This window comes from Mycolicibacterium sp. HS_4_1, assembly GCF_054515875.1.
Genome location: NZ_CM137261.1, coordinates 347,675 through 373,245 on the forward strand (window position 1 = coordinate 347,675; position 25,571 = coordinate 373,245).

General features: G+C 66.1%; 23 protein-coding genes and 1 pseudogene. 9 read left to right on the forward strand and 15 right to left on the reverse strand.

Going from position 1 to position 25,571, the window contains the following annotated elements; translation table 11 throughout:
* Window positions 1-93: 93 nt before the first annotated feature.
* Together nirB and nirD are read left to right on the forward strand one after the other, a co-directional pair.
* Window positions 94-2,610: a nitrite reductase large subunit NirB gene (gene nirB, locus ACX12F_RS01465; protein WP_459367952.1), complete on the forward strand. Its 2,517-nt coding sequence runs from the start codon at window positions 94-96 to the stop codon at window positions 2,608-2,610.
* A gap of 13 nt (window positions 2,611-2,623) precedes the next feature.
* On the forward strand, window positions 2,624-3,013 hold the full coding sequence (gene nirD, locus ACX12F_RS01470; protein ID WP_061001460.1) for a nitrite reductase small subunit NirD: 390 nt from the start codon (window positions 2,624-2,626) through the stop codon (window positions 3,011-3,013).
* 73 nt (window positions 3,014-3,086) lie between these two features.
* Here the strand turns inward: nirD and ACX12F_RS01475 are convergent, their stop codons facing one another.
* From ACX12F_RS01475 to ACX12F_RS01510, 8 genes are all read right to left on the reverse strand, one after another.
* Window positions 3,087-3,899: a hypothetical protein gene (locus tag ACX12F_RS01475; protein WP_459367953.1), complete on the reverse strand. Its 813-nt coding sequence runs from the start codon at window positions 3,897-3,899 to the stop codon at window positions 3,087-3,089.
* An 81-nt stretch (window positions 3,900-3,980) separates the two neighbouring features.
* Window positions 3,981-4,664 carry a sirohydrochlorin chelatase gene (locus tag ACX12F_RS01480; protein WP_459367954.1) on the reverse strand — a complete coding sequence of 228 codons (684 nt, stop codon included), beginning with the start codon at window positions 4,662-4,664 and terminating at the stop codon, window positions 3,981-3,983.
* The gene (locus tag ACX12F_RS01485) at window positions 4,661-5,809 is read right to left on the reverse strand and encodes a uroporphyrinogen-III synthase (protein WP_459367955.1); all 1,149 of its coding nucleotides are present in this window, start codon (window positions 5,807-5,809) and stop codon (window positions 4,661-4,663) included. Before ACX12F_RS01485 ends, ACX12F_RS01480 begins: the two co-directional genes overlap by 4 nt.
* Window positions 5,810-5,944: 135 nt before the next feature.
* Window positions 5,945-6,529: a GNAT family N-acetyltransferase gene (locus ACX12F_RS01490; protein WP_459367956.1), complete on the reverse strand. Its 585-nt coding sequence runs from the start codon at window positions 6,527-6,529 to the stop codon at window positions 5,945-5,947.
* Between the two features lie 49 nt (window positions 6,530-6,578).
* A complete protein-coding gene (locus ACX12F_RS01495) occupies window positions 6,579-7,472 on the reverse strand; it encodes a 5-oxoprolinase/urea amidolyase family protein (protein WP_459367957.1) in 894 nt (297 codons plus the stop codon).
* 10 nt (window positions 7,473-7,482) lie between these two features.
* On the reverse strand, window positions 7,483-8,154 hold the full coding sequence (locus ACX12F_RS01500) for a 5-oxoprolinase subunit B family protein (RefSeq protein ID WP_459367958.1): 672 nt from the start codon (window positions 8,152-8,154) through the stop codon (window positions 7,483-7,485).
* A 74-nt stretch (window positions 8,155-8,228) separates the two neighbouring features.
* Window positions 8,229-8,912 (reverse strand): queuosine precursor transporter, encoded by a 684-nt coding sequence (locus ACX12F_RS01505; protein WP_459370208.1) that lies wholly within the window; start codon window positions 8,910-8,912, stop codon window positions 8,229-8,231.
* A gap of 67 nt (window positions 8,913-8,979) precedes the next feature.
* A complete protein-coding gene (locus ACX12F_RS01510; protein WP_459367959.1) occupies window positions 8,980-9,969 on the reverse strand; it encodes an ABC transporter substrate-binding protein in 990 nt (329 codons plus the stop codon).
* A 550-nt stretch (window positions 9,970-10,519) separates the two neighbouring features.
* On the opposite strand from ACX12F_RS01510, the gene ACX12F_RS01515 reads away from it, so the two are divergent.
* A complete protein-coding gene (locus ACX12F_RS01515; protein ID WP_459367960.1) occupies window positions 10,520-11,122 on the forward strand; it encodes a hypothetical protein in 603 nt (200 codons plus the stop codon).
* Window positions 11,123-11,285: 163 nt separating this feature from the next.
* Complete coding sequence (locus tag ACX12F_RS01520; protein ID WP_459367961.1) at window positions 11,286-11,705, forward strand: DUF732 domain-containing protein; 420 nt, start codon at window positions 11,286-11,288, stop codon at window positions 11,703-11,705.
* A gap of 13 nt (window positions 11,706-11,718) precedes the next feature.
* On the opposite strand, the gene ACX12F_RS01525 is transcribed toward ACX12F_RS01520, so the two are convergent.
* A complete protein-coding gene (locus ACX12F_RS01525; RefSeq protein WP_459367962.1) occupies window positions 11,719-12,777 on the reverse strand; it encodes a patatin-like phospholipase family protein in 1,059 nt (352 codons plus the stop codon).
* 308 nt (window positions 12,778-13,085) lie between these two features.
* On the opposite strand from ACX12F_RS01525, the pseudogene ACX12F_RS01530 reads away from it, so the two are divergent.
* Together ACX12F_RS01530 and ACX12F_RS01535 are read left to right on the forward strand one after the other, a co-directional pair.
* Window positions 13,086-13,841, forward strand: a pseudogene (locus ACX12F_RS01530) (L,D-transpeptidase); the annotation flags it as partial.
* Between the two features lie 163 nt (window positions 13,842-14,004).
* Window positions 14,005-14,220, forward strand: coding sequence for a hypothetical protein (locus ACX12F_RS01535; protein WP_459367963.1), 216 nt, complete (start codon window positions 14,005-14,007; stop codon window positions 14,218-14,220).
* 542 nt (window positions 14,221-14,762) lie between these two features.
* On the opposite strand, the gene ACX12F_RS01540 is transcribed toward ACX12F_RS01535, so the two are convergent.
* Both ACX12F_RS01540 and ACX12F_RS01545 read right to left on the reverse strand, forming a co-directional pair.
* Complete coding sequence (locus tag ACX12F_RS01540; RefSeq protein WP_459367964.1) at window positions 14,763-17,651, reverse strand: MMPL/RND family transporter; 2,889 nt, start codon at window positions 17,649-17,651, stop codon at window positions 14,763-14,765.
* The gene (locus ACX12F_RS01545; protein ID WP_459367965.1) at window positions 17,648-18,079 is read right to left on the reverse strand and encodes an MmpS family transport accessory protein; all 432 of its coding nucleotides are present in this window, start codon (window positions 18,077-18,079) and stop codon (window positions 17,648-17,650) included. Before ACX12F_RS01545 ends, ACX12F_RS01540 begins: the two co-directional genes overlap by 4 nt.
* A gap of 306 nt (window positions 18,080-18,385) precedes the next feature.
* Between ACX12F_RS01545 and ACX12F_RS01550 the strand changes: the two genes are divergently transcribed.
* Window positions 18,386-18,967: a TetR/AcrR family transcriptional regulator gene (locus tag ACX12F_RS01550; RefSeq protein WP_459367966.1), complete on the forward strand. Its 582-nt coding sequence runs from the start codon at window positions 18,386-18,388 to the stop codon at window positions 18,965-18,967.
* On the opposite strand, the gene ACX12F_RS01555 is transcribed toward ACX12F_RS01550, so the two are convergent.
* The 3 genes from ACX12F_RS01555 to ACX12F_RS01565 all read right to left on the reverse strand — a co-directional run bounded on the left by ACX12F_RS01555 (window position 18,954) and on the right by ACX12F_RS01565 (window position 22,112).
* Complete coding sequence (locus ACX12F_RS01555; RefSeq protein WP_459367967.1) at window positions 18,954-19,373, reverse strand: nitroreductase family deazaflavin-dependent oxidoreductase; 420 nt, start codon at window positions 19,371-19,373, stop codon at window positions 18,954-18,956. The genes ACX12F_RS01550 and ACX12F_RS01555 overlap by 14 nt on opposite strands.
* Window positions 19,374-19,411: 38 nt before the next feature.
* Window positions 19,412-20,578 (reverse strand): hypothetical protein, encoded by a 1,167-nt coding sequence (locus tag ACX12F_RS01560; protein WP_459367968.1) that lies wholly within the window; start codon window positions 20,576-20,578, stop codon window positions 19,412-19,414.
* 91 nt (window positions 20,579-20,669) lie between these two features.
* On the reverse strand, window positions 20,670-22,112 hold the full coding sequence (locus ACX12F_RS01565; RefSeq protein WP_459367969.1) for an LCP family protein: 1,443 nt from the start codon (window positions 22,110-22,112) through the stop codon (window positions 20,670-20,672).
* Between the two features lie 423 nt (window positions 22,113-22,535).
* Here ACX12F_RS01565 and ACX12F_RS01570 point away from each other — a divergent pair, with 423 nt between their 5' ends.
* Window positions 22,536-23,339 carry a hypothetical protein gene (locus ACX12F_RS01570; protein WP_459367970.1) on the forward strand — a complete coding sequence of 268 codons (804 nt, stop codon included), beginning with the start codon at window positions 22,536-22,538 and terminating at the stop codon, window positions 23,337-23,339.
* A 91-nt stretch (window positions 23,340-23,430) separates the two neighbouring features.
* On the opposite strand, the gene ACX12F_RS01575 is transcribed toward ACX12F_RS01570, so the two are convergent.
* Window positions 23,431-24,618: a hypothetical protein gene (locus tag ACX12F_RS01575; RefSeq protein ID WP_459367971.1), complete on the reverse strand. Its 1,188-nt coding sequence runs from the start codon at window positions 24,616-24,618 to the stop codon at window positions 23,431-23,433.
* Window positions 24,619-24,951: 333 nt separating this feature from the next.
* Here ACX12F_RS01575 and ACX12F_RS01580 point away from each other — a divergent pair, with 333 nt between their 5' ends.
* Window positions 24,952-25,569, forward strand: a complete 618-nt coding sequence (locus ACX12F_RS01580; protein WP_459367972.1) for a hypothetical protein — start codon at window positions 24,952-24,954, stop codon at window positions 25,567-25,569.
* Window positions 25,570-25,571 lie beyond the last annotated feature (2 nt).

Sequence of the window (25,571 nt, forward strand, 5' to 3'; positions counted from 1 at the left end):
CACGGGCCTTTTCCGCTGCATGTGAGAAGAGCGTGACGGTCGATTCACACGCGGCAACACAATTCGCAATATCGGCTCCCTACCTTTTGGGGCATGGACGCGAAGAACCTTGTGGTCGTAGGCCACGGAATGGTCGGCCACCGTCTCGTCGAGGCGCTGCGCTCGCGGGATGCCGCGGGCCAATGGCGCATCACAGTGTTGTCCGAAGAAGCGGATGCTGCCTATGACCGGGTGGGGCTCACGGGTTACACGGAGCACTGGGATCGATCCAAGCTGGCGTTGCCCGGCAACGGGTATGACGGCGACGGACTGGTCGACCTGGTGCTGGCCGACAAGGTCGGCGGTATCGACCGTGCCACCAAGACGGTGGTGACGGAGTCGGGCCGCGGCATCGCGTACGACAAGCTCGTGTTGGCCACGGGCTCCTACGCTTTCGTGCCGCCGGTGCCCGGCCACCAGCTTCCCGGCTGCTACGTCTACCGCACGCTCGACGACCTGGACGGCATCCGTGCCGCCATGAATCGTTCGGCGGAACACGGCAACAACACCGGTGTGGTCATCGGTGGTGGCCTGCTCGGCCTGGAGGCGGCGAACGCGTTGCGCCAGTTCGGCATGCAGGCCCACATCGTCGAGCGGGCGCCGCGTCCGATGAACCAGCAGCTCGACGACGCCGGCGGTGCGCTGCTGGCCCGCATGATCGGCAAGCTGGGCATCTCTGTGCACCTGGATGTCGGCACCGACGCCATCGAGCCGCTCGACGAGGGCGTGCGCGTGCTGCTGAGCGACGGCACCCTGATCGACGCCGGCCTGGTCATCTTCGCCGCCGGTGTGCGTCCGCGGGACGAACTGGCCCGCGACGCCGGCCTGGAGCTGGCCGAACGCGGTGGCGTCCTGACCGACCTGTCCTGTGTGACAAGCGATCCCGACATCTACGCGATCGGTGAGGTGGCTGCGGTCGAGGGCCGGTGCTACGGCCTGGTCGGTCCCGGTTACACCACCGCCGAGGTGGTCGCCGACCGTCTGCTCGGTGGCGCTGCGGAATTCCCCGAGGCGGACATGTCGACCAAGCTGAAGCTGCTCGGCGTCGACGTGGCGAGTTTCGGTGACGCCCAAGGTGTTACGCCCGACTGCCTGCAGGTCGTGGTCAACGACCCGGTGAAGCAGACCTATGCCAAGCTGGTGCTGTCCGACGACGCCCAGACACTGTTGGGTGGCATCCTGGTCGGTGACGCGTCGTCGTACGGCGTGCTGCGCCCTATGGTCGGCGAGGCGCTGCCCGGCGATCCGCTGGCACTGATCGCGCCGGCCGGGTCCGGTGAGGGCGCAGGCGCTCTCGGTGTGGGCGCCCTGCCGGACGCCGCGCAGATCTGCTCGTGCAACAACGTCACCAAGGGCGACCTGTGCGGCGCGATCGAAGGCGGCTGCTCGGACGTCGCCGGCCTGAAGGCCTGCACCAAGGCTGGAACCTCGTGCGGCTCGTGTGTTCCGCTTCTCAAGCAACTCCTGGAGGCCCAGGGCGTTGAGCAGTCCAAGGCGCTGTGTGAGCACTTCCCGCAGTCGCGGGCCGAGCTCTTCGAGATCATCTCGGCCACCGAGATCCGGAAGTTCTCGGGCCTGATCGAGAAGTTCGGCACCGGAAAGGGTTGCGACATCTGCAAACCCGCCATCGCCTCGATCCTGGCGTCGACCAGCAGCGGCCACATCCTCGACGGCGAGCAGGCGGCCCTGCAGGACTCGAACGACCACTTCCTGGCCAACATCCAGAAGAACGGCAGCTACTCGGTGGTCCCGCGTGTTCCGGGCGGCGACATCACCCCGGAGCAGCTGATCCTGATCGGTGAGATCGCCAGGGACTTCGGGCTTTACACCAAGATCACCGGTGGTCAGCGGATCGACATGTTCGGCGCGCGGGTGGACCAGCTGCCGGAAATCTGGCGGCGCCTGGTCGACGGCGGTATGGAGTCCGGGCAGGCGTACGGCAAGTCGCTGCGCACCGTCAAGAGCTGCGTCGGCAGTGACTGGTGCCGGTACGGACAGCAGGATTCGGTGCAGATGGCCATCGATCTGGAGCTGCGCTACCGCGGACTGCGGTCGCCGCACAAGATCAAGATGGGAGTCTCCGGCTGCGCCCGGGAATGCGCCGAGGCCCGCGGCAAGGACGTCGGTGTCATCGCCACCGAGACCGGCTGGAACCTGTACGTCGGCGGCAACGGCGGTATGACGCCCGCGCACGCGCAGCTGCTGGCCGGCGATCTCGACGACGAGACCCTGGTCCGCTACATCGACCGGTTCCTGATGTTCTACATCCGCACCGCGGACCGGCTGCAGCGCACCGCGCCGTGGGTCGACCAGATGGGGCTGGACCACGTCCGCGACGTCGTCTGCAACGACTCTCTCGGTCTGGCAAGCGAATTCGAAGCCGCCATGGAACGGCACGTCGACGGCTACTCGTGCGAGTGGAAGGGCGTGCTCGACGACCGCGCGAAGCTGTCGCAGTTCGTCTCGTTCGTCAACGCGCCCGACGTCGCGGACCCGACCATCGAGTTCACCGAACGCAACGGCCGCAAGGTGCCGATCGGCATGCCCACCGTCCCGCCCGCCAAGAGCTGATCAGGAGGCCACGATGACTCTCAACGACCTGTCCGAAGTGACTCAGTACCAGGACCGTTCGGAGTGGACGGCGGTCTGCTCGTACCACCGGCTGGTGCCCGGACGCGGCGCCGGGGTGCTGCTGCCCGACGGCACGCAGGCGGCGCTGTTCCGTCTGCACGACGGTTCGCTGTACGCGGTCGGCAATATCGACCCGTTCTCCGGTGCGGCAGTGATGTCGCGTGGGCTCGTCGGGGACCGCGCCGGCCGGGCCTGCGTGCAGAGCCCCATCAAGAAGCAGGCCTTCGCCCTGGATGACGGTGTCTGCCTTGATGATCCCTCGGTGAGCCTGCCCGTCTACCCGATCCGGGTGTGGGCCGGGTTGGTCGAGATCGGACCGCTGGGCGTCGACGTCGCGGCGTAGTCCTCCCCCCGAAACGGCATTCCAGCAGGTGTCTACTCGCACTTTGTCTGCTGGAATGCCGTTTCGGCGTAAGTCAGCGAGTGCAGCTGTTGTCCTCGATGGTCTGCAACACCCAGTACGCCGTGAATTCGACGATCAGCGCGATCTCCGCGATCAGCACCGCATGGTTGAAGCCATCGAGGGTGAGGTGGAGGACCACGGTAGTCAGCAGGGTACCGGCCATCAGCAGTGAGATCGTCTGGTAGGCACCACGGAATCGGCTTCCGCACGATGGGGCGGTGCCGAACGCCGAGCTGAACACCGTCAGCACAATGGCGCCGAACATCACGGCAGCGGCGATGCCGTGGGCATTGACCTGGAACCAGTCCGGAGCGGTGATCAGAACCACGGCACCGGTCCCCAGCACGGCGCGCTGCAGCCACCTCGCGGCGCTACCCAGCATGGTGTCGGGCTGGGCGGGCCGGAACAACAACCACGATGCGACGCGCGAACCGGCGAGCACCGCCGCGACCGTCCAGGCATTGAACAGCACCGCCGCTCCGGTTTTCACGGCCACGGGATCGGCTGTGCCGCACTGTAGTACGGGCCGCGTCGTGGGGACGACGGCGATCACGAAGGCCAGCACCCCGGCCAGGTTGAGCAGGGTGTTCTCGGTGTCGCTGGCACCCTGGTACACGATGAGCATGGCGCCGATGGCGAACAGCGCGCCGATGAAGATGGCATGGGCGGTGGTGAAGTAATAGGCGCTGATCGAGGTCTGCCAGCACGTGGCGTGTGTGCGCTCGACGGCCAGCGCCGCACCCAGCAGGACGGCCATGACCAACATGCCGCCCCGAAGGAACCGGTAGGTGTCCAGCGCTACGTCAATGCCCGCCCGCTTGGCCATGTCTCCAGTATGGGCCGAAACGGTATTCCAGCAGACAAAGTGCGAGTAGCGCCCTGCTGGAATACCGTTTCGGCGGAGAATCTAGGCGGCGAGTGACAACCGGGCGGTCCGGAACCGGTGGGCCACCAGTTTGGCGACGCCGGGGTGCCGGCCCAGCGGGTCGGTCACCACGTCGGCCCCGCAGGTGTACAGCCGGTCCTGAAAGAGCCCGTCGGCCAACAGATATGACGCTACGGCGATCCGATCCGCGCCGCGCTTGCGCAGCCGGGTCACCACGTCACCGACCCAGTGCGTGCCACTGATCGCGAACGCGAGCTCGACGCGGCTACTCAGCGTCGCCGAGAGCATGGCGCAGGTCCGGCGCAGGTCGCTGGCTGCGCGCGGGTCCGAGGTTCCGGCGGCGGCAAGTACGACGGAATCCGCGGGCCGCCAGCCTGATTCGATCAGCCGGTCGGCGAGCACCCGGACCATCGCGGTGGACGGCCCCAGCGCCGGCGTCACCGTGACATCCCGATGGCCGCTCTTCGCGATGCCCTCGGGAATGTCCTTGTGGACGTGGTACCCCGACGACAAGAAGGCCGGGACGACGACAGCCGGGCCGTACGGCAGCCCTGACAGCACCTCGGCCGGAGTGGGTCCGATGACGTCGGCGAACGCGGTGTGCACCCGGCGATCCAGAAGACCGCTGACCTGCTCGGCCAGCTCACCGATCATCGCCACGCCCGAGCCCTTGCGGGTGCCGTGGGCCACCAGGACGGGGTTCACCGCGCACCTGCCGAGTAGTCGTCGACCGCCAGCCGGTAGCCACGCTTCACCACGGTCGCGACGATCTCCTTGTCGCCCAACGTGGTTCGTAGCCGCAGCACCGCGGTCTCGACGGCGTGGGTGTCCGTGCCGCTGCCGGGCAGTGCCGCCAGCAGTTCCTGCCGCGACACCACCGCGCCCGGCCGCAGGGCCAGCGCACGGACGATGGCCATGCCGGCAGGCGACAGGTCGCGGACCACACCGTCGACGACGACGCAGGTACCACGGATCTCCAAGTCGTGCCCGGCGGCCCGGAGCTTCCGGGCCTGCAATACCGGCAGTTCGTCGGCGATGTGGCGGGCCAGCGCGCCCAGGCGCATCCGCTCGGGTGCGAAGGTCGGGACTCCCAGGCGGGCCAGCGGCCGCGCCGTCACGGGTCCGACGCACATGGCGTGCACCTGGGTCCGAAACGCTTCCAGCACTTGCTCATTGATGCCGAGTTCGGTCGCACGCATCAGGGTCGCCGCGACCGCAGGTGCCGAAGTGAAGCTCACGGCATCGAGCCGGCGCTCGGCGATGTCGTTGACCAGTGAGTCGAACGGACCGCCGGGCGGTACCGGCTGCCACCGGTAGACCCTGATCGGCACGACGTCGGCGCCGGCGCGGCGCAGTTCGTCGAGAAATTCGGGGAAGGGGTCCCACTCGTCGGTGGCGCCGTGCAGCTGAACGGCGATCAGCAGACCCGAGATACCACCCTGCAGCAGGTAGCCCAGCACTTCGCGGGACGACTCGGATTCGGGTGACCATTCCTCGGGCAGCCCGGCGGCGCGCAGCGCACCCGTGGCCTTGGGGCCGCGGGAGACGATCCGGGCGCGGCTGAGGGCGTCGGTCAGTTCGCCGGACAGGCCCCAGTCGTCGGCGGCGGACATCCAGCCGCGGAACCCGATGCCGGTGGTGGCGATCAGCACATCAGGCGGCACTTCGATCAGTGCCCGGGTATTGGTTCGTAGTTCCTCGTCATCGGGCAGCGGCACCATGGAGATGGCGGGCGCGGCGATCACCGTCGCGCCGCGGCGGCGCAGGAGGGTGCACAACTCATCGGCACGTCGCGAGGACGTCACCGCCACCCGAAATCCGGTGAGCGGGGCCCGATCGGGATCACTCATGTGTTCAGTGAACGGAACATGTGTTTCCGGTTGGTTACCCAGCCGTTGCTCAGCGGTGTCGCCGGTGAGCAAACGATGAAGTTTCCCTCACACTCGGTGGTGACCTGGGCTTTTGTCGGTCAAAACCTCACAGCGCTACCAGACGTCGCCGTCGCGCCAGTCGCAGGTGATGTCCGCGGTGGTGTCGACCTCGACCGTCACCGGCAGCACGAACAGGGAGCGATCGTCCTCGGGCGTGCGGTTGAGCCCGGCCGGCGCCAACACAGATGTCGTGCCGCGCCACGGCAGCCAGCCGCGGGCGGTATAGATCGGTCGTGCGGTGTCCGAAGAGCTCAGCGCACCGATCTCGTAGGCGCCGCGGATCACCTGCTCGACGGCGTCGAGAACCGCGGTGGCCAGCCCCTGGCCCCGCCAGTCCTCGCGGACGGCAACGGCTTCGACGTAGCCGCAGCGCAGTGCGGTGTTGCGGTAGATGAGCCGGCGCTGGACGACGGCGCCGTGCGCGATGATCGCGCCGTGGTGGCAGATCAGCGCGTGCATCCCGCCGAGTGAGTGCTCCCAGTCGGCTTCCGAAAAGGAACTGCTGGAGTCTCCGCCTTCCCGATAGGCGTCGATGACCATCTGCCGAGCGCCTTCGCGGGTCTCGGCGTCGAGATCAGCGGTGTGGACCAGCCGCGCCGTGTGAACGTTGTGTACGCGGGAGAGATCCGTGGGGTGCACCCCCTCGTTCTACCAGGATTGCGCAGCCTGCGCTGGTGCCTGCGCGGGTTCAGGCACCGAACGGCTGACGCGGCCTGGACCAGTGCATGCGCACGTGCTGGCCGGGGCGAATCTGGCCGACCTTGTCGATGTCATGGTCGGCAACCACACCGATCACCGGGTACCCGCCGGTGACCGGATGGTCGGGGCCGAGGATCACCGGTAACCCGTTGGGAGGTACCTGAATTGCCCCACGCGTCGTACCCTCGCTGGACAGATGCCGGTCTGGCCAACGGTGCTGCAGAGGCCGGCCGGCGAGGCGCATCCCGACCCGGTCGCTGTGGTCGGTGACCACCCACTCCGTATGCACCAGGGCATCGGGGTCGACGAACCAGTCGTCGCGCGGGCCGGGGACCACCAGCAGTTCCAGCAGGTCTTCGGCGATGGCGGCCACGGGTGCCTGATCCACCTCCGGGAACTCGGCGGTGTGCTCGCCGACGGCCAGCATGTCGCCGGCCTGCAGTGGCCGCGGACCGATCGCCGACATCACGTCGTAGCTGCGGGAGCCGAGCACCGGGTCGACCACGAAGCCGCCGCGGACCGCGACATAGCTGCGCAGACCGGCGTGCGGTGCGCCCAGGGAGATCACCTCGCCATCGTGGGCGTAGTGAATGCTGTTGGTGCCGAACGGGATTCCGTTCGCCGATGGATCGGCATCGGCGCCCGTGACGGCCACCGCGACGCCTTCCTTCCCGCCGCCGTGGACCCGGGCGGAGAAGCCGCCGAACGTCACCTCGATGGTGGCGCGGTCGTTCGGGTTGGCCACCAGCCGGTTGGCCAGTGTGTGCGAGCGGCGATCGGCGGCGCCCGAGCGACTCACGCCCATGTGGGCCAGGCCGGGGCGGCCCAGATCTTCGACCAGCGCCAGCGGGCCCGTCTTGAGAATCTCGAGTGTTGCGGTCATCGTCTCGCCCCTAACCGATTGCCCGGAATTGCACAGAAATACCCGGAGCCAGCAACTCCGGCTGCTCCCGCTCGATGTCCCACAGGTTGGCGTCGGTGTGGCCGATCAACTGCCAGCCGCCCGGCGTCTCTCGCGGATAGACCCCGGAGAATTCGCCGGCGAGTGCCACAGAGCCGGCAGGCACCCGGGTGCGCGGCTCGCCGTGTCGAGGCACCTGCAGCCGCTCGTCGCCGCCCACCAGATAGGCGAAGCCCGGCATGAAGCCACCGAACGCCACGCGCCACAGCGATCCGGTGTGGGCGGCGATCACCTCGCTCGGGGCCAGGCCGGTCAACCTCGACACCTCATCGAGGTCCACGCCGTCGTATACGACGTCGATGATCACGTCAGGCTGCTGGGGAGTGCCGTTTTCGACGGCAGCCGGTTCCCTGAGATGGAGCTTGGACAGCCGCTGCCCGGTGGGAATCTGATATCGCGGTGCGGCGAGCTTGATCAGAATGGTCCGCGAGGCCGGGACGATGTCGAGCACGCCGGGCAAACCCGCCGCGCGGAGCGTGTCGGTCCACGCCAAGACCTCGGTGGTGCTGTTGAATTCCAGCAGCAAGGCTTGGTCGCCGTAGTTACGGACGGTGTGGAGCGTCATGGGCGTTGTTGCGTTCACCGCTTCTTGTGTGACGGTCATCACTCGAAGCTACCCGCGGGTAGCCGTGATTTCCGCTTTCTTTAGCGCCTCGCCAGAGGAGCCTTAGCAATCACTCAGAGGGCCATGTCGTAGGTCGGTTCGCGGCGCTTGATGTGGCTGATCACCCGGTAGGTCACCGGCAGGAAAACCACCTCGACGGCGGTCTTGTACAGCCAGCCCTGGCCGGTGTAGACGGCGAAGTCGTGGAAGGTGCTGATGCCGATGGCGTTGGCGGCGATGGCGCAGAACACCAGCGTGTCACCGAGCTGGCCGGCGAAGGTCGAGCCGACCAGTCGAGCCCACAGGTGCTTCTCCTTGGTGCGTTCCTTGATCGCCACGACGACCCACGCGTTGATGGTCTGTCCGACGATGAAGCCGGCCAGCCCCGCGATGATCAGCTGGGTGTAGGAGTGCACGACGTTCTCGAAGTGCGCCTGGTTCGGGTAGAAGTCGGCGGCCGGTAGATAGATCGTCACCCAGAACGTCAGCGCGGCAAGGATGTTCATGGCGAAGCCCAGGTAGATCGCGCGCCGGGCCGCCTTGAAGCCGTACACCTCCGACAGCACGTCGCCGATGATGTAGGTGAGCGGGAAGACGATGAACCCGCCATCGGTGATGATCGGACCGAAAGCCACGCCCTTGGTGGCCGTGACGTTGGAGATGATCACGAGCGCCGTGAACACCGCGACGAGGGTCGGATAGTAGGCCGATCCGATCTGGGCGAAGCGGGCGTGCTGTTCGGGGCGCTCGGTGGCGATCACGCCGATCATCTTGGCAGGCAGGCCGAAGGGTGCAACCCGGAGCCGGGTCTGGGCCCGGATTTGGTCAGGCCAGCGCCGCAGCCAGCAGGGGCGGCAGCTGGTCTGCCACGGCCAGGTAGGACAGCACCGAGGCGAAGGTGATGGCTGCGGACAAGTCCTTGTTGGGGAAGACGATCCGATTGGCTTTGGCCTGACTCAGTTGCGCGACCGTCGGGTCGGCCAGCACCGTGGGTCGCTGCTCGTCGGCGTCGAGAGTCCAGATCAGCACGTCGGCGCCGCGGAACGCGGTGGCCATCTGGTCGCGAGGCACGAAGGCGTGTTGTCCCTTGGCGAACGAGTCCAGCCCGTCCGGCATGGCGATGCCCATCTCACCGAGGAACTCGGTGCGCCACCCGGCAGGCGTGATCTCCACCCCGTCGGCGGTGGGAAGGCCGTTGACGAGCAACATCTTTCGGCCGCTGAAACGCGGGTTCGCCTTGCCTGCGCCGGCGAACTTGGCGTCGACGCCGTCGATGAGCTTTTTCATGTCGTCGGCCTTGAACACGGCTTGCCCGATCGCGGTGGCCTGGTCCTTCCATGGTTCGAAGAAGGCGTCCTGGCCAGACTGGGCGACGGTCGGCGCGATGGCCGACAACTTCTTGTAGGTGTCGGCATCCAATCCGGCGTTGGTGGCGATGATGAGGTCGGGCTTCAGCGCGGAGATCTTGTCCACCTGGATGCCGTCGTTCAGGTTGAGCACGGTCGGCTGGGCCGGCCCCAGCGCGGGCTGGGCCCACGGCCATACCGCGAAGGGCTGATTTCCGAACCACTCGGTCACGGCTATCGGTATGACGCCGACGGCCAGCAGTTCGTCCTGCCCGGTGAGGCCGGCGCACACCACCTTCTTGGGCGGTCCGGGAATCCGGGTGGTGCCGAAGGCGTGGTTGATCGTGACCGACCCGTCGCCGGCGACGGTGCCCGAGGCCGGTGGCTTGGTGCACGAGGCGACTACCGCGGCCCCGGCGGCGCCGGCGGCCAATGCCAGGAAGCTACGGCGCGAGCGGATTTGGTGCACGTCGCGAGTCTTTCACCTGTCCGGTGGAATGGCGCCGCTAACACGCGAACAGGGTCGGTGCCGCTCGTGTGCCGCGGGCTGCGGCGACGGCTCTGGCGAGATCGCGGATTTGGTTTGCCGATATCGCAAGGGTCGGGGGCGGTGCGATGCGGGTGTGGCCGGAGGTGCGCGACGTACTTTAGGTATGGAACTGGTCTAAGGATTAGCTGTGCGCCAGCCGTCTCCTTGGTGGCCAGCTTCCGCCGGCCAGTCGTCTGTGCAACGAGGATTGCGATAAATCCCAGGCAAATTGCGGTACTGCGACCTGCGTTCCCAGTGGGTCGCGTGGTCTTCGCGTTACTTGTGATTCGATTGATGTCGTTAGCGAGAACTGCGGGATATCTTTCGTTTGAAGTATCGTCGGCCACCTGTCGTCCATGCTCTAATGGGACCAACGTCATTCTTTGACGAACGGCAAGAATTTGCTGGAGGTGCCATGGAGACCGACTCGGCGGGACTGCGCGTCCCGCGGCGACATAGTCGGACTGAGCCCTCTGTGAGTCGAGGGCTTGTGTCGAGGCAGCAGGAGCGAGTTGCGGCGCGATACCTCCCCGAATTGCTCATCGGGCTGCGGTGGTTCTTCGATACGGTCCAGCCGGACGGCGCGATGGTGAGTGCGGGCGGTCAGGTCCTGCGGTCCGGCCGGCGGACCTTACGGTTCCGTCCCGTTGACTGGCAGGGCCACGCGGTGATCGAAATCGTCGGCTCGGCCGGCGCCGGGGACCCGTCGCCGCGAGCCGAGCTGGGGGCGTATGCCCAGGCCTTGGATGACATGGGCGAAGACGTGGTCGTCAGCTGGATCGGGCGCAGGGGCCAGGTGCGCAGCATCGCATTGGCCCGTCCCGTGCACCCGACTCTTCGAACTGCGGTCGATCGTTATGTGGCCGGCTGCTCCGAGCACCCGGGTCATCAATGTGCGTGCAGTCGTCGGGCCCGCGACCGCAGTGTGTCACTGCGCGCGGTCAAGCAGGCTGTTTCTTGTCATCAAGCAGAGTTCGACGCGCTGGCGGGACCGTGGCCCGATGCGCTGGACCCGTCGGGACAACTGCGTTTGATCGCGGCCGGGCTGGTACCTCAACTCACCGCACAGAGGGTGACCGGCAGCGCGGTCTGACTCCGCCGCTGTTATCGCGGCGATAAGTCGTGAAAGGTTCATTTGCCGTTCGGTTATCGCTATGCCCGAACAATCTTTATTATTCCGTTACGGACACCGCGGGGGCGGTGCCGGAATTAATTGACGGAAGCGTCTTATATGGCGGGCGGGAGGTGTCGTGGCAATGACTGTGCGTGTGATTTCCGGCCAGCTGCTGGCGGCTCTGGCGGTGGCTGGTCTCGGCGTTTCTGTCCCCGCGCTGGCTGATGTCGGGACAGGCCAGATGGCGGCGTGCGCCGAAAGGGGTAACCCGCTCGACTGTGTGCCGACCAAGTCCGCGGCCAATGCGGCAGAGGTCGCGTACCTCACCGAGCTCCACGGCCGGCTGAAAGGCGCCAGCGACGCCGACCTACTGAAGACGGGCCGTCTGACCTGCAACATGTTCGTGTACGCCGGCGAGCCGACCGGCGACGCGGTGAACGACATCTCGAATTCGTTGAAGGTCAACAAAGCCTCCGCGACTTTCGTGATGGATATGGCGATGGTGCATCTGTGCCCCGGTTTGACCATCGGTGCCGACGGCGTGCCGCGTCCCCGTTTCTGAGCCCCGGGAGTATTCACGCCGAACCTGCGTGAAATCGATATAGGTAAGCGGGCCAGTCCCAGGTATTGAGGAATTCCATCGCGGCGGAGTATCCGTTGTCATAAAGCCGCTGCCGATCCGCCTGGGAAATGTCGAAATTCAGGTATCCGATACCGGCGGCATCGACCACTATCGTGCGCGCCGCGACGGATGGCTGCCGAAGATAGGTCTGGTCATGACCGAGCAATGCGGTATTGATGAGGTTCTCCAGCAGGCGTGGTGTACCGGGTAGATCGACCACCGGTGCCAGGCCCGGGGCCGGGTCGCCGTCGCCCTGGGCGGGACTCCGGGCCGTGACGGTGATGCCGAAGCTGGGCCAGCGCGGGACCTTGCCGTCGGTGCGATCAAGCGAGTACATCGGGAAGTTCGACAGGAGTCCGCCGTCGATCAGCGTCGACGTCGTGCCGGAGGCGCTGGTGATGGTCACCGGACGGAAGAAGAACGGGATGGCCATCGACGCGCTGACCGCATCTGCGACCGACTGTTCGTCGGGATCCAGGCCGTACATCTCGCGGTAGTCCCAGGGCAGCCGGACCAGCGTGCCCCGGGTGATGTCGGCGACGGTGACGACCAGGCGATAGCGCTGCTCGGGTGGCAGTTCGCGGTCGTCGAGCGCCAGATCGCCGAAGGTCTCTACGCCCAGGTTGCGCAACTCGCCGGCGACCCAGTCGTGGATGGCGTCACCCCGGTACATCCCCTGCCCGTGGAAGGCGGTCCAGTACTTTCCCAGCACCGGAATTCGGCTGGTGCCAACGGAATCCAGGAATTTGCGGTACGGCAGCGACATCGCCAGCTCGCGGAGGTCGTCGCCGCTGAGCTGGCAGCGGGCCGGCTGACGGCGGTTCGCAGCGGCGATGACCGCGCCCACCAGGGAGCCGGCCGACGTTCCGGAGACCCGGCCGACGCGGTAGCCGGCGTCACCCAGAGCGACGACGGAGCCGACCAATCCGATTGCCTTGACGCCGCCACCCGACAGCACCAGATCGGCGGTCTTGACCGGAACCGCGGGGGAATCGTCAGACCTGTGAACCATCGGTCTCGATGCTAGGTGAACGGCTGCGGTTTGCCTTGGAGTGCAACGGATTGTGATGTCGGAAGTGGCTCTCGACGCGGTGTGGCGGGCGTTACCGAGGCACTCAGCCGATTCTTAGGCGCAGACTAAGGCGCCCTCAGTACCTGTCCCTAATGTTGCTGGCACGGCGAAGGTTTCACCGGCGAGGGGGGTGACGGATGGAGCATCGGTACTGTGACCGCATGTTGGCGGTACGCGCGTTTGTCATGGCAATGTCCACGGTCCTTCTCGTCCCCACTGCGGTGGCATCGGCAGACGACGATGCGCCACCCCCGGGGCTGCCGCCGGTCTCCTTCACCATGACCTCGGGAGCGCCGATTCGAGACGGCGCCACCTACGGCATCGGCACCGTGATCGTCGCGCACTTCGCCGGCCCGGTCGATGAGGCCGCCGCCGCGCGGGACTTGGTCGTGACGGCGAACCCGCCGGTCACGGGCTCATGGAACTGGGTCAACAACACCACCGCGCACTGGCGCCCGCCGCAGTACTGGGCGCCGGGCACCGTGGTGTCGGTGGCCGGAGGGCCGACATTCACCATCGGCGCCTCACATGTATCGATCGCCGACGACGCGACCAAGAAGGTCAGCGTGTACGACGGCGGCGCGCTGGTGCGGACCATGCCGACCTCGATGGGGCGCGGCGGCACCGAAACCGTGAACGGCAAGACGCTGAGCTTCTGGACCCAACCCGGCGTGTACACCGTGCTGGACAAGAGCAACCCGGTGGTCATGGACTCATCGACCTACGGCCTCCCGATCAACAGCCACCTCGGGTACAAGGAGACCATTCCGTACGCGGTGCGCGTGAGCACCGACGGGGTGTACCTGCACCAGCTCGATGCGACGGTGTGGGCCCAGGGCAACACCGACACCAGTCACGGTTGTCTGAACCTGAACGGCGCCAACGCGCAGTGGTTCTACAACTTCTCCGTGCCGGGCGACGTGGTCGAGGTGCGGAACACCGGCGGCAAGCCCTTGCAGCTGTGGCAGAACGGCGACTGGAGTGTGCCGTGGGACCAGTGGTGATAACGGTGCGATCAAGTTTGCGTGTCGGTACGTGTCGCTGTGATGTACACCACAATACCTTTGGTATGCTGGTGAAAGTCACCAGCAAAAGTCCTCGTCACGACCGGTACTTAGCCGATAAAATTAGATAACTGAAGTAATCAGTTTGAAGTCAGGAGTGGTCGTGGGAGCAGTAGCGCATTTGCCGAACCAGTTCGAGTCGGCGCCGGCGGGCGCATCGTTGATCGATGTGTTGTCGACGTGTTCGGGCATCATCGAGTCGACTTTCGCCGACCGCATCCGTGAGCTCGGCGGCACGGAAGCCGAGATTCACAAGATGTCGTCTTCGGCGGCCTACGCGGTGTTCGCGTGGTCCGCTGGCCGCGGCTTCGGCGCCTGAGTCAATAGCCCGCTCGCGCCGGTGCCGAAGTTCGGCGCTCGCTGCTAGCGGTAGCCGGCCGGACGGCCCCGCCACTCCAACCTGGACACACGCTAGTGCCCGCCTTTGTGCGACAACCCCGTCGCATGGAGGCGGGCATTTTGCGCGAGAGGCGTCCGGGTACGCGGACACGGGTCTCACGACTAGTCAAAGGCCCGCGCGATTGTGCGGTCAGACTTCCTGATGCCGGCAGAGTGCGTGAGTTCAATCGTGCTGGCAATCTGCCGCCGGTGATTGAAGCCAGGGACCTCTGGCGTCCAGGGAAGGTACCTGTCTTCAATCGGGTGACTGCCGGTGCTTCGTGATTGAAACGACGTATCGCGCTACGCATCGGGCGGGTCTGGCGCGCTGGGCACACGACTGGCCGAATTCCTTGCAGCAGTCGAGATTGCGCTGACGCAGGAAAAGTTCGAGCAGCCGTCTGCGCCGACACACGGTCAACGCGCATACGAAAGCGCCGCGCCGAGACGGCGGTCTCAGCGCGGCGCTTCGGGTATGACGGGTCAGACGGTCGCGTCGACCTTCTTGGCGGCCGGCCAGGGCGACGGGACCGGGCGCTGGCGCACGATCTGCGGCCACCAGAACCACTTGCCCATGAGGGCCGCGATCGACGGCATCATGAACGACCGGACGACCAGGGTGTCGAACAGCAGACCCAGGCCGATGGTTGTTCCGACCTGGCCGATGATGCGCAGCTCGCTGATGATCATCGACGACATGGTGAAGGCGAAAACCAGGCCGGCATTGGTGACCACCGAACCCGTGCTGCCCATGGCGCGGATGATGCCAGTGTGCAGGCCGGCATGGATCTCTTCCTTGAACCGGGCGACCAGAAGCAGGTTGTAGTCCGCGCCGACGGCCAACAGGATGATCACCGACATCGGAATCACCATCCAGTGCAGCGGCAGACCGATCAGGTACTGCCAGATGAGTATCGACATACCCAGCGACGCGGCCAATGAGATGGCTACAGTCGCCACGATCACCGTGGCGGCCACCACTGCTCGGGTGATGATCAGCATGATGACGAAAATCAGTGCGAGAGCAGAGATTCCGGCGATCATGAGGTCGTAGTCGGAGCCCTCGGCCATGTCGCGGAAGGTCGCGGCGCTACCGGCGAGGTAGATCTTGGAGCCCTCCAGCGGGGTGCCCTTGATCGCTTCCTTGGCGGCCTGCTTGATGGCGTCGATATTCGAAATGCCTTCGGGGGTAAGCGGATTACCCTCGTGCTGCACGATGAACCGCACGGACTTACCGTCTGGTGAGATGAAGTTCTTCATACCGCGCTTGAAGTCGGCGCTGTCGAATGCCTCGGGCGGCAGGTAGAACGAGTCGTCGTTCTTGGACTTGTCGAAGGCCTCACCCATGGCACTGGAGTTCTTCTGGCCCTCGGCCTGCTGATCCAGCTGCCCCTTCTGGGTGGCGTACATCATCTGCATGTACTTCTTCATGTTCTTCATGGTCTCGATCTGCGGAGGCATGACCGTGACCATCTGCTTCGTCAGTGCGGACATCTTGTCCATGTCCGGGACGATCGTTTCGAAGTCGTCGGTCATCGTGTCGATGCCGTCGAGGGTGTCGAACACCGAGCGCATGGACCAACAGACCGGGATGTCGTAGCAGTGCGGTTCCCAGTACAGGTAGTTGCGGATCGGCCGGAAGAAGTCGTCGAAATCAGAGATGTGGTTGCGCAGATCTTCGATGTCGCCCAACATGCCGTGCATCTTGCCGACCATGCTGTCCATGACGGTCGACATCTGAACCGTGATGGCCTGCATCTTGGTCATGGTGTCGATGCTGACCTGGATGTCACCGATCTGCTTCTGCATATCGCCCATCATGTCCTGCTGGTACTTCTGGTTCATCACCTGCGTGGTGCTCTGCATACCGAGCTGGAACGGGATGGTCGAGTGCTGGATGGGAGTGCCCTCGGGCCGGGTGATGGCCTGTACCTGTGCGATACCAGGAACGGCCACAACGGCTTTCGCGATCTTGTTGATCACGAGGAAATCCGACGGGTTCCGCAGGTCGTGGTCACTCTGCACGAGCAGCAGGTCGGGGTTCATGCGGGCGGGGGAGAAGTGCCGGGTCGCGGCCGCGTAGCCCTCGTTGGACGTGAGATCGGTGGGCATGTACTGACGATCGTCGTAACTTGTCTTGTAGCCCGGGATGGCGATCAAGCCGACCAGCGCGACGGCGATCGTGGCGACCAGGATCGGGCCCGGCCAGCGGGTGATCGCGGCGCCGATCTTGCGCCAGCCCCGGACCCGCATCTCGCGCTTGGGCTCCAGCGTCTTACCGAACTTGGTGACCACGGTGATGAGGGCCGGGCCGAGCGACAGCGCCGCGAATACGACCGTGATCATGCCGATGGCCAGCGGGATGCCCAGCGTCTGGAAGTACGGCAGGCGGGTGAAGTGCAGGCAGTACGTCGCACCGGCGATCGTCAGACCTGAGCCCAGGATGACGTGCGCGGTGCCGTGATACATGTCGTAGTAGGCGTCCTCTTTGGACATCCCGGCAGTGCGCGCTTCCTGGTACCGACCGATCAGGAAGATGGCGTAGTCCGTGGCTGCCGCGATGGCCAGCATGGGCAAGAGGTTCGTGGCGAAGGTCGACAGCCCGATGACGTGGTAGAAGCCGAGCACGGCCACCAGGCCGCGAGCGGCGCCCACCAGCACCATGACGATCAACAGCTCGATCAGCACCGTGATGATCGAGCGGTAGACCAGCAGCAGCATCACGATGATGACCGCGAATGAGACGGCCTCCATGACCTTGAGGCTGCGATCGCCGGCCACGTTCATGTCCGAGGCCTGGGCGGCCGCGCCGGTGACATAGCTCTTCACGCCCGGCGGAGCGGGCACGCTCTTGAGGATCTTGTCGACGGTTTCGACGGATTCGTTGGCCAGCGATTCGCCCTGGTTGCCGCGCAGGTAGACCTGCACGTAGGCGGACTTGCCATCTGCGCTCTGGGATCCGGACGCCGTGAGCGGGTCGCTCCAGAAGTCCTGGACGTGCTCGACGTGCGCGGTGTCGGCCCGGAGTTTGGCGACGATCTGGTCGTAGTAGGCGTGCGCGGCGGCGTCCAGCGGCTGCTGGCCCTCCAGCACCACCATGGCCGAACTGTCGGAGTCGAATTCCTTGAAGTCGGAGCCGACCTGCTTCATCGCGATCATCGACGGCGCGTCGTGCGGCGACATCGACACCGAGCGCATCTTGCCGACCTCGTCGAGCCCCGGGACGATCGTGCTGACCAAGACGACGATGCCGACCCAGGCGAGGATCACCGGGACCGCGAGGGTGCGGATGAGTCGGGGGATCAGGGGCCGATGAGGGGTCTCGGCCTTCGGGAACGAATCGGTCGGGGTATCGAGGCTGTGGTTGCTCATGCGGATTTCACCAGGCAGAAGGTCTGGGCGTGGACGCCCGTGGAGGTGCGGGTGTCTTTGAGTTCGTCGTCGACGTGGACGGTGCAGGTGATGGAGTCACCGTCGCCCTGGGCGACGATGTTCGGCGACGCTGCCGGTGCGGTGGTGGACAGGACGAGTTTCCAGGGCAGCTTGGCGTGGTCGACGCGCTGCGGTTTGGCGTCCAGGTCGAGGTAGTTGATGTCGGCGTAGGTGCCGTCGCCGGTGATCTCGTAGGTGACGACCTTGGGCTTGAACGGTTTGGCGTCGTCGGCGAAGTTGCGTGGGGTGACGATGACGGGGTTCTGGCCGAAGTAGCCGCGTACGCGGTGGACGGTGAAGCCGGCGACGAGGGCGACGGCGAGGATGAGCAGCGGGATCCACGCCTTCTTGAGCGCGGTGCCGATCATCCGGCGATCTCCGTGGTCATACTGACGTCCCCGTTCCTCGATTGCTCGACATGCCTCGGCGGATTCCGTGACCTGGTGCGCAGGGCAGCGTTTGTGCGACGCCGCCACCTGTGTCAGATTTCAATCTGCCGATCGGCAGACTCAGCGTATCCACCAAGGTAAACTTAGACAAGTTAAGCGATTCAATTGCTGCAGGTCGGTGCACACATCGGGGCATCCCGTGTGACGCACGTGACGTCGCCGTGAGAGCGGTGACCGCGACAACACGGCGACCGACCCCGGTCGGCGGTGAACAGGGAGCGGGGATTGGCCAAATCGGTGGGGCCGCGCGGATCAGCGCGTGCTCGGGTGATCGAAGCTGCCCTGGCGTTGTTTGCGGAGCACGGCGTGAACGGCACATCGCTGCAGATGATCGCCGATCACCTCGGGGTCAGCAAGGCCTCCGTGTACTACCAGTTTCACTCAAAAGACGACATCGTCCTGGCTGTCATCCGGCCGGTGTTCGCCGACCTCGACCAGCTGGCCACGGAGATCGACGCCGAACAGGGAGGGCCGGCCCGCAAGGCGACCGCGATCGCCGGGTTCGTCGAACTGGCGGTGCGGCATCGGCGCGTGACGGCCGTCTTCTATCGCGACCCGGCCATCGACACCTTGGTCAACTCCCACGAGGAGTGCAGCGCCATCAACCGGCGATTGCGGGCAGTGCTGGGAATGGACGGCGCAGACACCGAGACCCGAGTGACCATGTCACTGGTCATCTCGGGCATCTACGGCAGCGCGATGGACCCCGAACTGCAGGACATCCCTGACGACGAGCTCCACCGCATCTTGTTACATGCGGCGCGTCGGCTGCTTACTGTGGAAGAGCAGGACGCTATTCGGCGATGAAGACCGGGATCAGTCGGTCGGTCTTGGTCTGATATTCGGCATACGGCGGGTAGGCCTCGACGGCCCGGTCCCACCACTCCTGTCGTTCGTCGCCCTCGAGCTCACGCGTTGTCAGCTCCACGACCTTGTCGCCGTCCTGCGCCGTGATCTGGGGGTTGACCTTGACGTTGTGGTACCACGACGGGTGTTCGGGAGCGCCACCTTTGGACGCCACCAACGCGTAACGGCCGTCGTGCTCGACCCGCATCAACGGCACCAGACGCTTTTTGCCGGACTTGGCTCCCGTGGTGGTGAACAAGACCACCGGCCGATCAAGGATGGTCACGCCATCGGTGGTGCCCTGCGCCAGAATCTGTTCGGTCTGCTTGCGCACCCAGTCGGTGGGGCTCAGTTCATGTTCGGTCACGTCGCTCCCAACGAGATCGGCGGGCGGCTTATTCCGGGTCAGTTCACGAAGCGAGCAGCGCGGGCGGGCGCCGATGCGGTGGCGCGGGCCTGCCGGTATCCGACCAACCCGCCGGCGGCGGTCAGGGTGATGATGCCGGCGAACCCGGGGACCGCGACGGCGGCAACCTCGCTGAGGCCGGCGGCCCGCAGGTAATCCGGATAGCCCGGCCGGAAATCCTTCGAGGCGACAATGTGGTTTTCGGCCGCGAAGGTGTCCCGGGGCTGGATCGGCGGGACGGGATTGGCGGGATCGCCGGGAGCGCCCGGCGAGACGTCACGCGGCACCGAATCAGTAGCTGCTGCAAAGGTTTTCGGGACCGGGGGCGCATCGCGAGGGATGCCGCGGTTGTCGAGCGGCACCTGCGCGATGGGCATGCCCGGGACGTACTGCAGGAACGGCAGACCCGAGGCGGCCGAAGCCAATTCGCGGACGGTGCTCTCGATCGGGTTGATCAGGGCATCGGCGAACGCCGGCAGCGCCGCGAGACCGGGAATCGGCACCGCATCGACGACGGTGGGGATGGTGGTCTTGACCAGGTCGAGCGCCGTCAGCGGAATCTGGGCGGCGGCCAGCGGGAGCTGCGCCAGCGGGGACTGGGGAGTGGCCGCGACGTTGCTGTTCGTGGTGGTGCTCTGCGAACTCGGGGCCGGGCCGGCCGGGGGCTGCGCCGACAAGCTCACCTGGGCTGGTGCCGAAGAACCCGTGGTCGACGAGGTGCCGGGCGCGACCGCCGGTGCGTTCTTGGTGGAACTGGGCTTGGTGCCGGGTGCGACGCCGCCGATCACTGGCATGTTGTTCAGCACGTCAGTGGGGTGCTGGATGATGCGGGTGAACTGGCCGGCCATGCCGCCTATGCCGCCCAACAGGTTTGGCGCACTCCACGAGGAGGCTCCGCCCGTGGGGGAGCCGGTGGTCGAGGTCGTGCCGGGGGTCGTTGAACCCGTGGTCGACGGCCCCGTGGAGGTGCTGCCGCCCGTGGTCGAGGTTCCGGTGCCCGTCGTGGTGCTACCGCCGGACGTGCCTGTGGCCGAGGTGCCTGAGGTACCACCTGCGGAGCTGCCACTGCCGGTGTCGGCCAATGCCACGACGGCTTCGGGGCCCAACGCCAGCAAGCCGGCTGCGAGGAGGCTTGAGGCGGCGAACAGCCGCGCGTGGGGCATCACGCGGAGATCACCTCCCCTTTTCTGGCCAAAGTGCAGTATGTCACACCCATCTGACCATTAGCTATGGACCAAATAATGCTCTACGCGAACGTCAATTGACGCACGGTACCCCGTCGCCGCTGAGCGGCTTTCCCTGATCGGGCGCGGCTTCGTCGGACGACGATTTGGTCACCGCCGCGTTCGTGGCCGAGACGTCGGAAATCGCACTCGGTGGGTCGTAGTCGTTGCCCAGAATGACCCTGATTCGGCCGGGGGCCTCCTGGTCGCTCGATCGCGGCGCGGCGGTGATGGCCAATTGGCTGGCCAACTGTTTGGCGTCGGCTTCTGCGCCCGGTCCGTAGTCGATCTGGGTCGAGGTGGGCTCTCCGGCCTGCGCGCTGCGGACGTCGCCGGTGGAGAAGCCGTGTGAGGACAGCGCCGCCGCAACCATGGCCGCCAGGCCCGTCATGTCGCCGCCGTTGATCACGTCGACGGTGCTGGTGGGCGCCGCGGGTGTGGTCGAGGCGGCCTTGTCGTCAGAGAAGGCGGCAGACACGGTGGACCGGATGGCGGCGGAATCGACGATGTTCACGGACTGGCCGTTGACGTTGTCGTAGCGCAGCACCGGCAGGGTCTGGAACTCGATGTTGGAACCGGAGATGGAGCCGAGGCGCCGGAACACGTCGTTGGTCCAGCCGCTGGACAGCACGATGTCCTTGCGGGCCACCGACATCAGGTTCGAGAACTTGCTGATGTCGCCGAACACGCCGCCGCTCTGCAGCTTATGCATGACCGATGCGAGGAACGCCTGCTGCCGGTGGGTCCGGTCGAGGTCGCCGTTGTCGAGGTTGTGCCGCTGGCGGACGAACGCCAGCGCCTGGGACGGATTCAGGGTCTGCTTGCCGGCCGGAAAGTCGGCGCCCGAGTACTCGTCGTCCTGGACGGCGTTGTTCAGGCAGACATCGACGCCGCCCAGCGCCGAGGTCAGGTCGTAGAAGCCGGCGAGGCTGACCTCCGCGAAATAGTTGACCTTCACGCCGGTGAGGTCACGCACGGCGGCAATGGTGGCACTGCGGCCGGCCTCGCGGCCTTGCGACTCGAGCTCGTGCTGGTCGGTGACGCCCTGGTCGTTCAGTTTCTGAGCGAACTCGGCCTTCTTGAGGCCGTACGCCTCTTTGATCTTGATGTGGCTGTAGCCGGAGATGTCGTCGACGGGCACGTAGTCGTCGCGGGGGATCGAGAAGGCGACCACGTGGTTGTCGGGGGTGACGTGCACGAGGATCAGGGTGTTGGTGTTGTAACCACCGCTGTCGGAGTCGCCGGCGTGCAGCTGGTCCAGCAGTTCCTGCGGCAGCTCGTTGCCGTCTTGATCGCGGCGGGAATCCAGTCCGATCAGCAGGATGTTCATGGAGCCGTTGACGTTTCCGGTTCCGGGCAGGTCGATGCCGAGAGCGTGCGAAATGGTGAAGCCGCTGATGACGCCGTGCGCAATCCACCAGCCGACGCCGGTCAGGGCCAGCGCGAACGTCGATACCAGGGCGACTAGGAACCGCATGCGGAACGCGGCCCTCCCGTGGTGGCACGCCTGTCGTGCATCGGGTCTCCCTGGGTGGTGCTGCGCCGGATCAGCCGAGTGCGCAGGCGAAATGGTGGCGTAAGCGTACAAGTCGAAACTGGTGTGCAGCTGTAGGTGAACCGGCGATCCGGCAACCTCTACACACCCGGTATTGACGCTGCTTTCAATTTGTGTCCAAAGGTGCTAATGGGACAATTGTGACTACTGGGGTTATTGAGTTGAGGCGTCTGTAAGAAAACGAGACAGAATTTCAGTCCGGTCTCAGAGATCAACGTAGCGAAACGCATAGGGTTCGAACGGTTATCGGTCCGTGTTGTATTTGTGACATTTGTAGCTCACCGTTACCGAAGTGAAATCAGTGCCCAGTGTGGCGCCGAGCACTCAGGAACAGGGAGCGTGCTGATGACCGCAACGACTGAAGTGACGTACCGCAGACGACCGGTGGCTGCCCGACCGGGCCGGCCGAAGACCGGAAGGACACAGGTCGGCTCCGTGGATGTCATCGCGACATCTGCCGCGGTGTTGCGACCCGTCGTGGTGGCGGGGGCGATCGTCGCCGCCGCCCTCATGTGGGGTCCGCGCGCCCATGCGGACGTCGTCCACGACGCGCTCAACGATGTCGGCATCGGCAACAACGGGCCCGTCAGCAACGCGATTGCCGAGGTGGGTACCTCGATCTGCCCGCTACTGGTGCAGCCGGGCAGCCAGATGGCCAGCACGGCAACCCAGATGAGCGGCAACGGCGGCATCGCGCCGCCGCTCGCCGGGTTCGCCACGCAGGTCGCGATCCAGACTCAGTGCCCCGCGTTCATGACGGCGCTGGCCAACGGGAACATCCCGGCACTGATGAACGGCGGCCTGCCTGTGACGCCGCCAGGGCTGCCGTCCATGCCGTCTGTTGGGCTGCCGGACCTCTCGGGCGCCACCGCCGCGGTGCCGGGCACGTTGGGCGCGGTGCCCGGCACGTTGGGCGCGGCTACGACTCCCGTGTCGAGCGTCCTGGGCGCGGCCACGGCACCGGTGCCCGGCACCTTGGGCGCGGTGACGGCACCGTTGCCGGGCACGTTGGGAGCCGCGACGGCTCCGGTTCCGGGTGTGCTCGGGGCGGCCACCGCGCCGCTGACGCCGACGCCGGGACTTGCTGCGCCGTCGGCGCCTTTGCAGCTGGCATCGTCCCCGGTCGTGCCGGCAATTCCTGGTTACTGAGGTCTGGCTCCTGCTCACTCAACGTGGGCGGGAATGCACTGAGGGCGGTGGCTTTTCGAAGCCACCGCCCTCAGTGTTTTTGCGCTACTTGTCAGCCCTCGTGGCTGCCGCCGCTGCTCGTGCTCGATGCGTGCGAGCTGCTGCTGCTGCTGCTGCTGCCGCTGCCTTCGGGAGCGCGGTGCTTGCCGCCGGTCGAAGAGGCGGAAATGCTGGGCGCGGTGCCCGCGGGGGCGCTGTGCTTGCCGCCCTGCGAGTCGGTCTTCGTGGACTTGACCGAGTCGGTCTTCGTGCTGCTGTCGGTGCTCGACTTGGTGTCGGACTTGGTGCCCGACTTGTCGGTGCTGGTCGACTTGTCGGTGCCCTTGGTGTCGGTGCCGCTGGTCTTGTCAGTGGACTTGGTGTCGGTCCCGGTGGCCTTGTCGGTGGACTTGGTGTCGGTCCCGGTGGCCTTGGTGGTGCCCTTGGTGTCGGTCGCGCTGTCCGTGGTGGCAGCGGTGCTCGCCGCCGTCTTGTCCGGCGTGCTCGATGCCGGCGACGTCGTATCCGTCGTACCTGCGCCGGCCGAAGTGCTCGGGGTGCTCGTCTCGGCAGCGGCAACCGGCTTCGCCGTGAGCGACGGGGTCTCGACCGAAGACGTCGTCGGCGTGGTGGGCGCCGTCGCGGACAGGGCCTTCGGAGCTGCTGTCACGGCGGCCAGCGGTGTCACCGCGGCCAACGGGGTGGCGGCAGCCGGGACTGCAGCGAGCGCGCCCAAAGCTCCGGCGATCGAATTGACGATGGCCACCGGTGCCGCGATGACCTGCTGGAGCGCGGTCGTGACGAGGGTCACGATCGTCTGCGGGACTGTGGTCAGGGAGGTCGCGCCCGTCCAGATGCCGGCGAAGATCTTGTTGAGGCCGTTGATGAGCGTGGCGGGTCCCGCAAATACCGCGGTCCACAGGGCGGTCGCGGGAGCGAGCGCCGCTTTCGCAGCGGTGTTGACCGCGGTGATGAGGGCGTTGGGTGAGGAGAAGGCAGCGACCCAGGCGGCGGTGACGGGCGCGAGCGCGGTAGCGAAGGCCGTGTTGATTGGGGTGACGATGTTGCTGATGAGCGCCGCGGCCTGCGTGTACAAGGCGGTGAACTCCTGGAACGGCAGCGTCAGCAGGTCGAGCGGGCTGGCCGTCAGGTAGTACTTCTCGGCGTACGTCGACACGGCGGCCGCCGTGTGGACCGCAGCCTGATGGGCAGACGGTGCCACGTAGGGAGTGGCGGCGCCGGACGCAGTTGCGACGACCACCGCGGACATCCCGGCTACGAGCGACGACTGAAGAACTGGCAAAACTCTTGGGCGAGCGACAGTTTGCATGATGGTCCCCGGTGTTTCTGGTACAGATCGGACTTTGGCGGTCTGAAAGTAGCCGATACCGGCACTCCCCTCTAGCTGGGCAAAATCTCGCGCTGACTGTCTGACCTGCCCATATGTGCACAATTTGCCTAGCTAGGTAAATAAATCAAGCTGAAGTTTTCCAAGAATTCACCGTCCGGTCGACGGCCGGGGTGGATTGCCCGGCTGTCGGCGCTCGCCTGCGTCGGGCGGTGAAGTGCCGACAATTTGCCAAAGATGCGGTGTGTGCACTCGCCGAACCGGCTGTGGTGTGATCTGGTGGTGACGATGTCCGACTTCGCATTCCGTGCTGCGGGGCTGGCGGCCGCCGCCCTGGCGAGTGTGGCGCTGGCGCTGACGACGGGGGTTCCGGCAGCGTCGGCCGATCCTGCCACCGACAGCCAGGGATTCGTCGACTCGACAGCACGGTGTCCGACCGGCGACACCGCGGTGGCGTTCGGGAGTACCACCTCCTCCCGGGTCGCCATCTGCAAGAGCGCCGGCGGTCAGCTGCAATACCGTGGCGTCCGCATCAGTGACGGCGCGAAGCTGATCGTCGCCGCCACGACGGACGGCCGAGGCGGCTACACCGCAACGAGCGACGGCATCACCTACGTTATGAACGCGAAGTCGCTTGATATCAGTGCAGGCTCGCAGTCCATCAGATCCGAGCCCATGACCTTCTTCCGCGGCGGCGGCCCGCTGACCGGAACTGCGGCTGCCACGCCTGCGCCGGTTGCCACACCGGCGCCGGCCGGCACGCCACCCACGCCCGTCACCGGTGCCCCCACGCCCGTGCCGACGACACCGCTACCGCCGCCGTTGCCCGCGGAGGTCGGTGGCTCCCGGTCAAGCGGGCACTGACC

Excerpts from the sequence above, each read along its gene's own strand:
- ACX12F_RS01485 (WP_459367955.1), bottom strand. The coding sequence starts at position 5,809 with ATGAGTGATCCCGATCGGGCCCCGCTCACCGGATTTCGGGTGGCGGTG.
- nirD (WP_061001460.1), top strand. The coding sequence starts at position 2,624 with ATGACTCTCAACGACCTGTCCGAAGTGACTCAGTACCAGGACCGTTCG.
- ACX12F_RS01570 (WP_459367970.1), top strand. The coding sequence starts at position 22,536 with ATGACCGCAACGACTGAAGTGACGTACCGCAGACGACCGGTGGCTGCC.
- ACX12F_RS01565 (WP_459367969.1), bottom strand. The coding sequence starts at position 22,112 with ATGCGGTTCCTAGTCGCCCTGGTATCGACGTTCGCGCTGGCCCTGACC.
- ACX12F_RS01495 (WP_459367957.1), bottom strand. The coding sequence starts at position 7,472 with ATGACCGCAACACTCGAGATTCTCAAGACGGGCCCGCTGGCGCTGGTC.
- ACX12F_RS01540 (WP_459367964.1), bottom strand. The coding sequence starts at position 17,651 with ATGAGCAACCACAGCCTCGATACCCCGACCGATTCGTTCCCGAAGGCC.
- ACX12F_RS01475 (WP_459367953.1), bottom strand. The coding sequence starts at position 3,899 with ATGGCCAAGCGGGCGGGCATTGACGTAGCGCTGGACACCTACCGGTTC.
- ACX12F_RS01500 (WP_459367958.1), bottom strand. The coding sequence starts at position 8,154 with ATGACCGTCACACAAGAAGCGGTGAACGCAACAACGCCCATGACGCTC.
- ACX12F_RS01520 (WP_459367961.1), top strand. The coding sequence starts at position 11,286 with ATGACTGTGCGTGTGATTTCCGGCCAGCTGCTGGCGGCTCTGGCGGTG.
- ACX12F_RS01525 (WP_459367962.1), bottom strand. The coding sequence starts at position 12,777 with ATGGTTCACAGGTCTGACGATTCCCCCGCGGTTCCGGTCAAGACCGCC.
- ACX12F_RS01545 (WP_459367965.1), bottom strand. The coding sequence starts at position 18,079 with ATGATCGGCACCGCGCTCAAGAAGGCGTGGATCCCGCTGCTCATCCTC.
- nirB (WP_459367952.1), top strand. The coding sequence starts at position 94 with ATGGACGCGAAGAACCTTGTGGTCGTAGGCCACGGAATGGTCGGCCAC.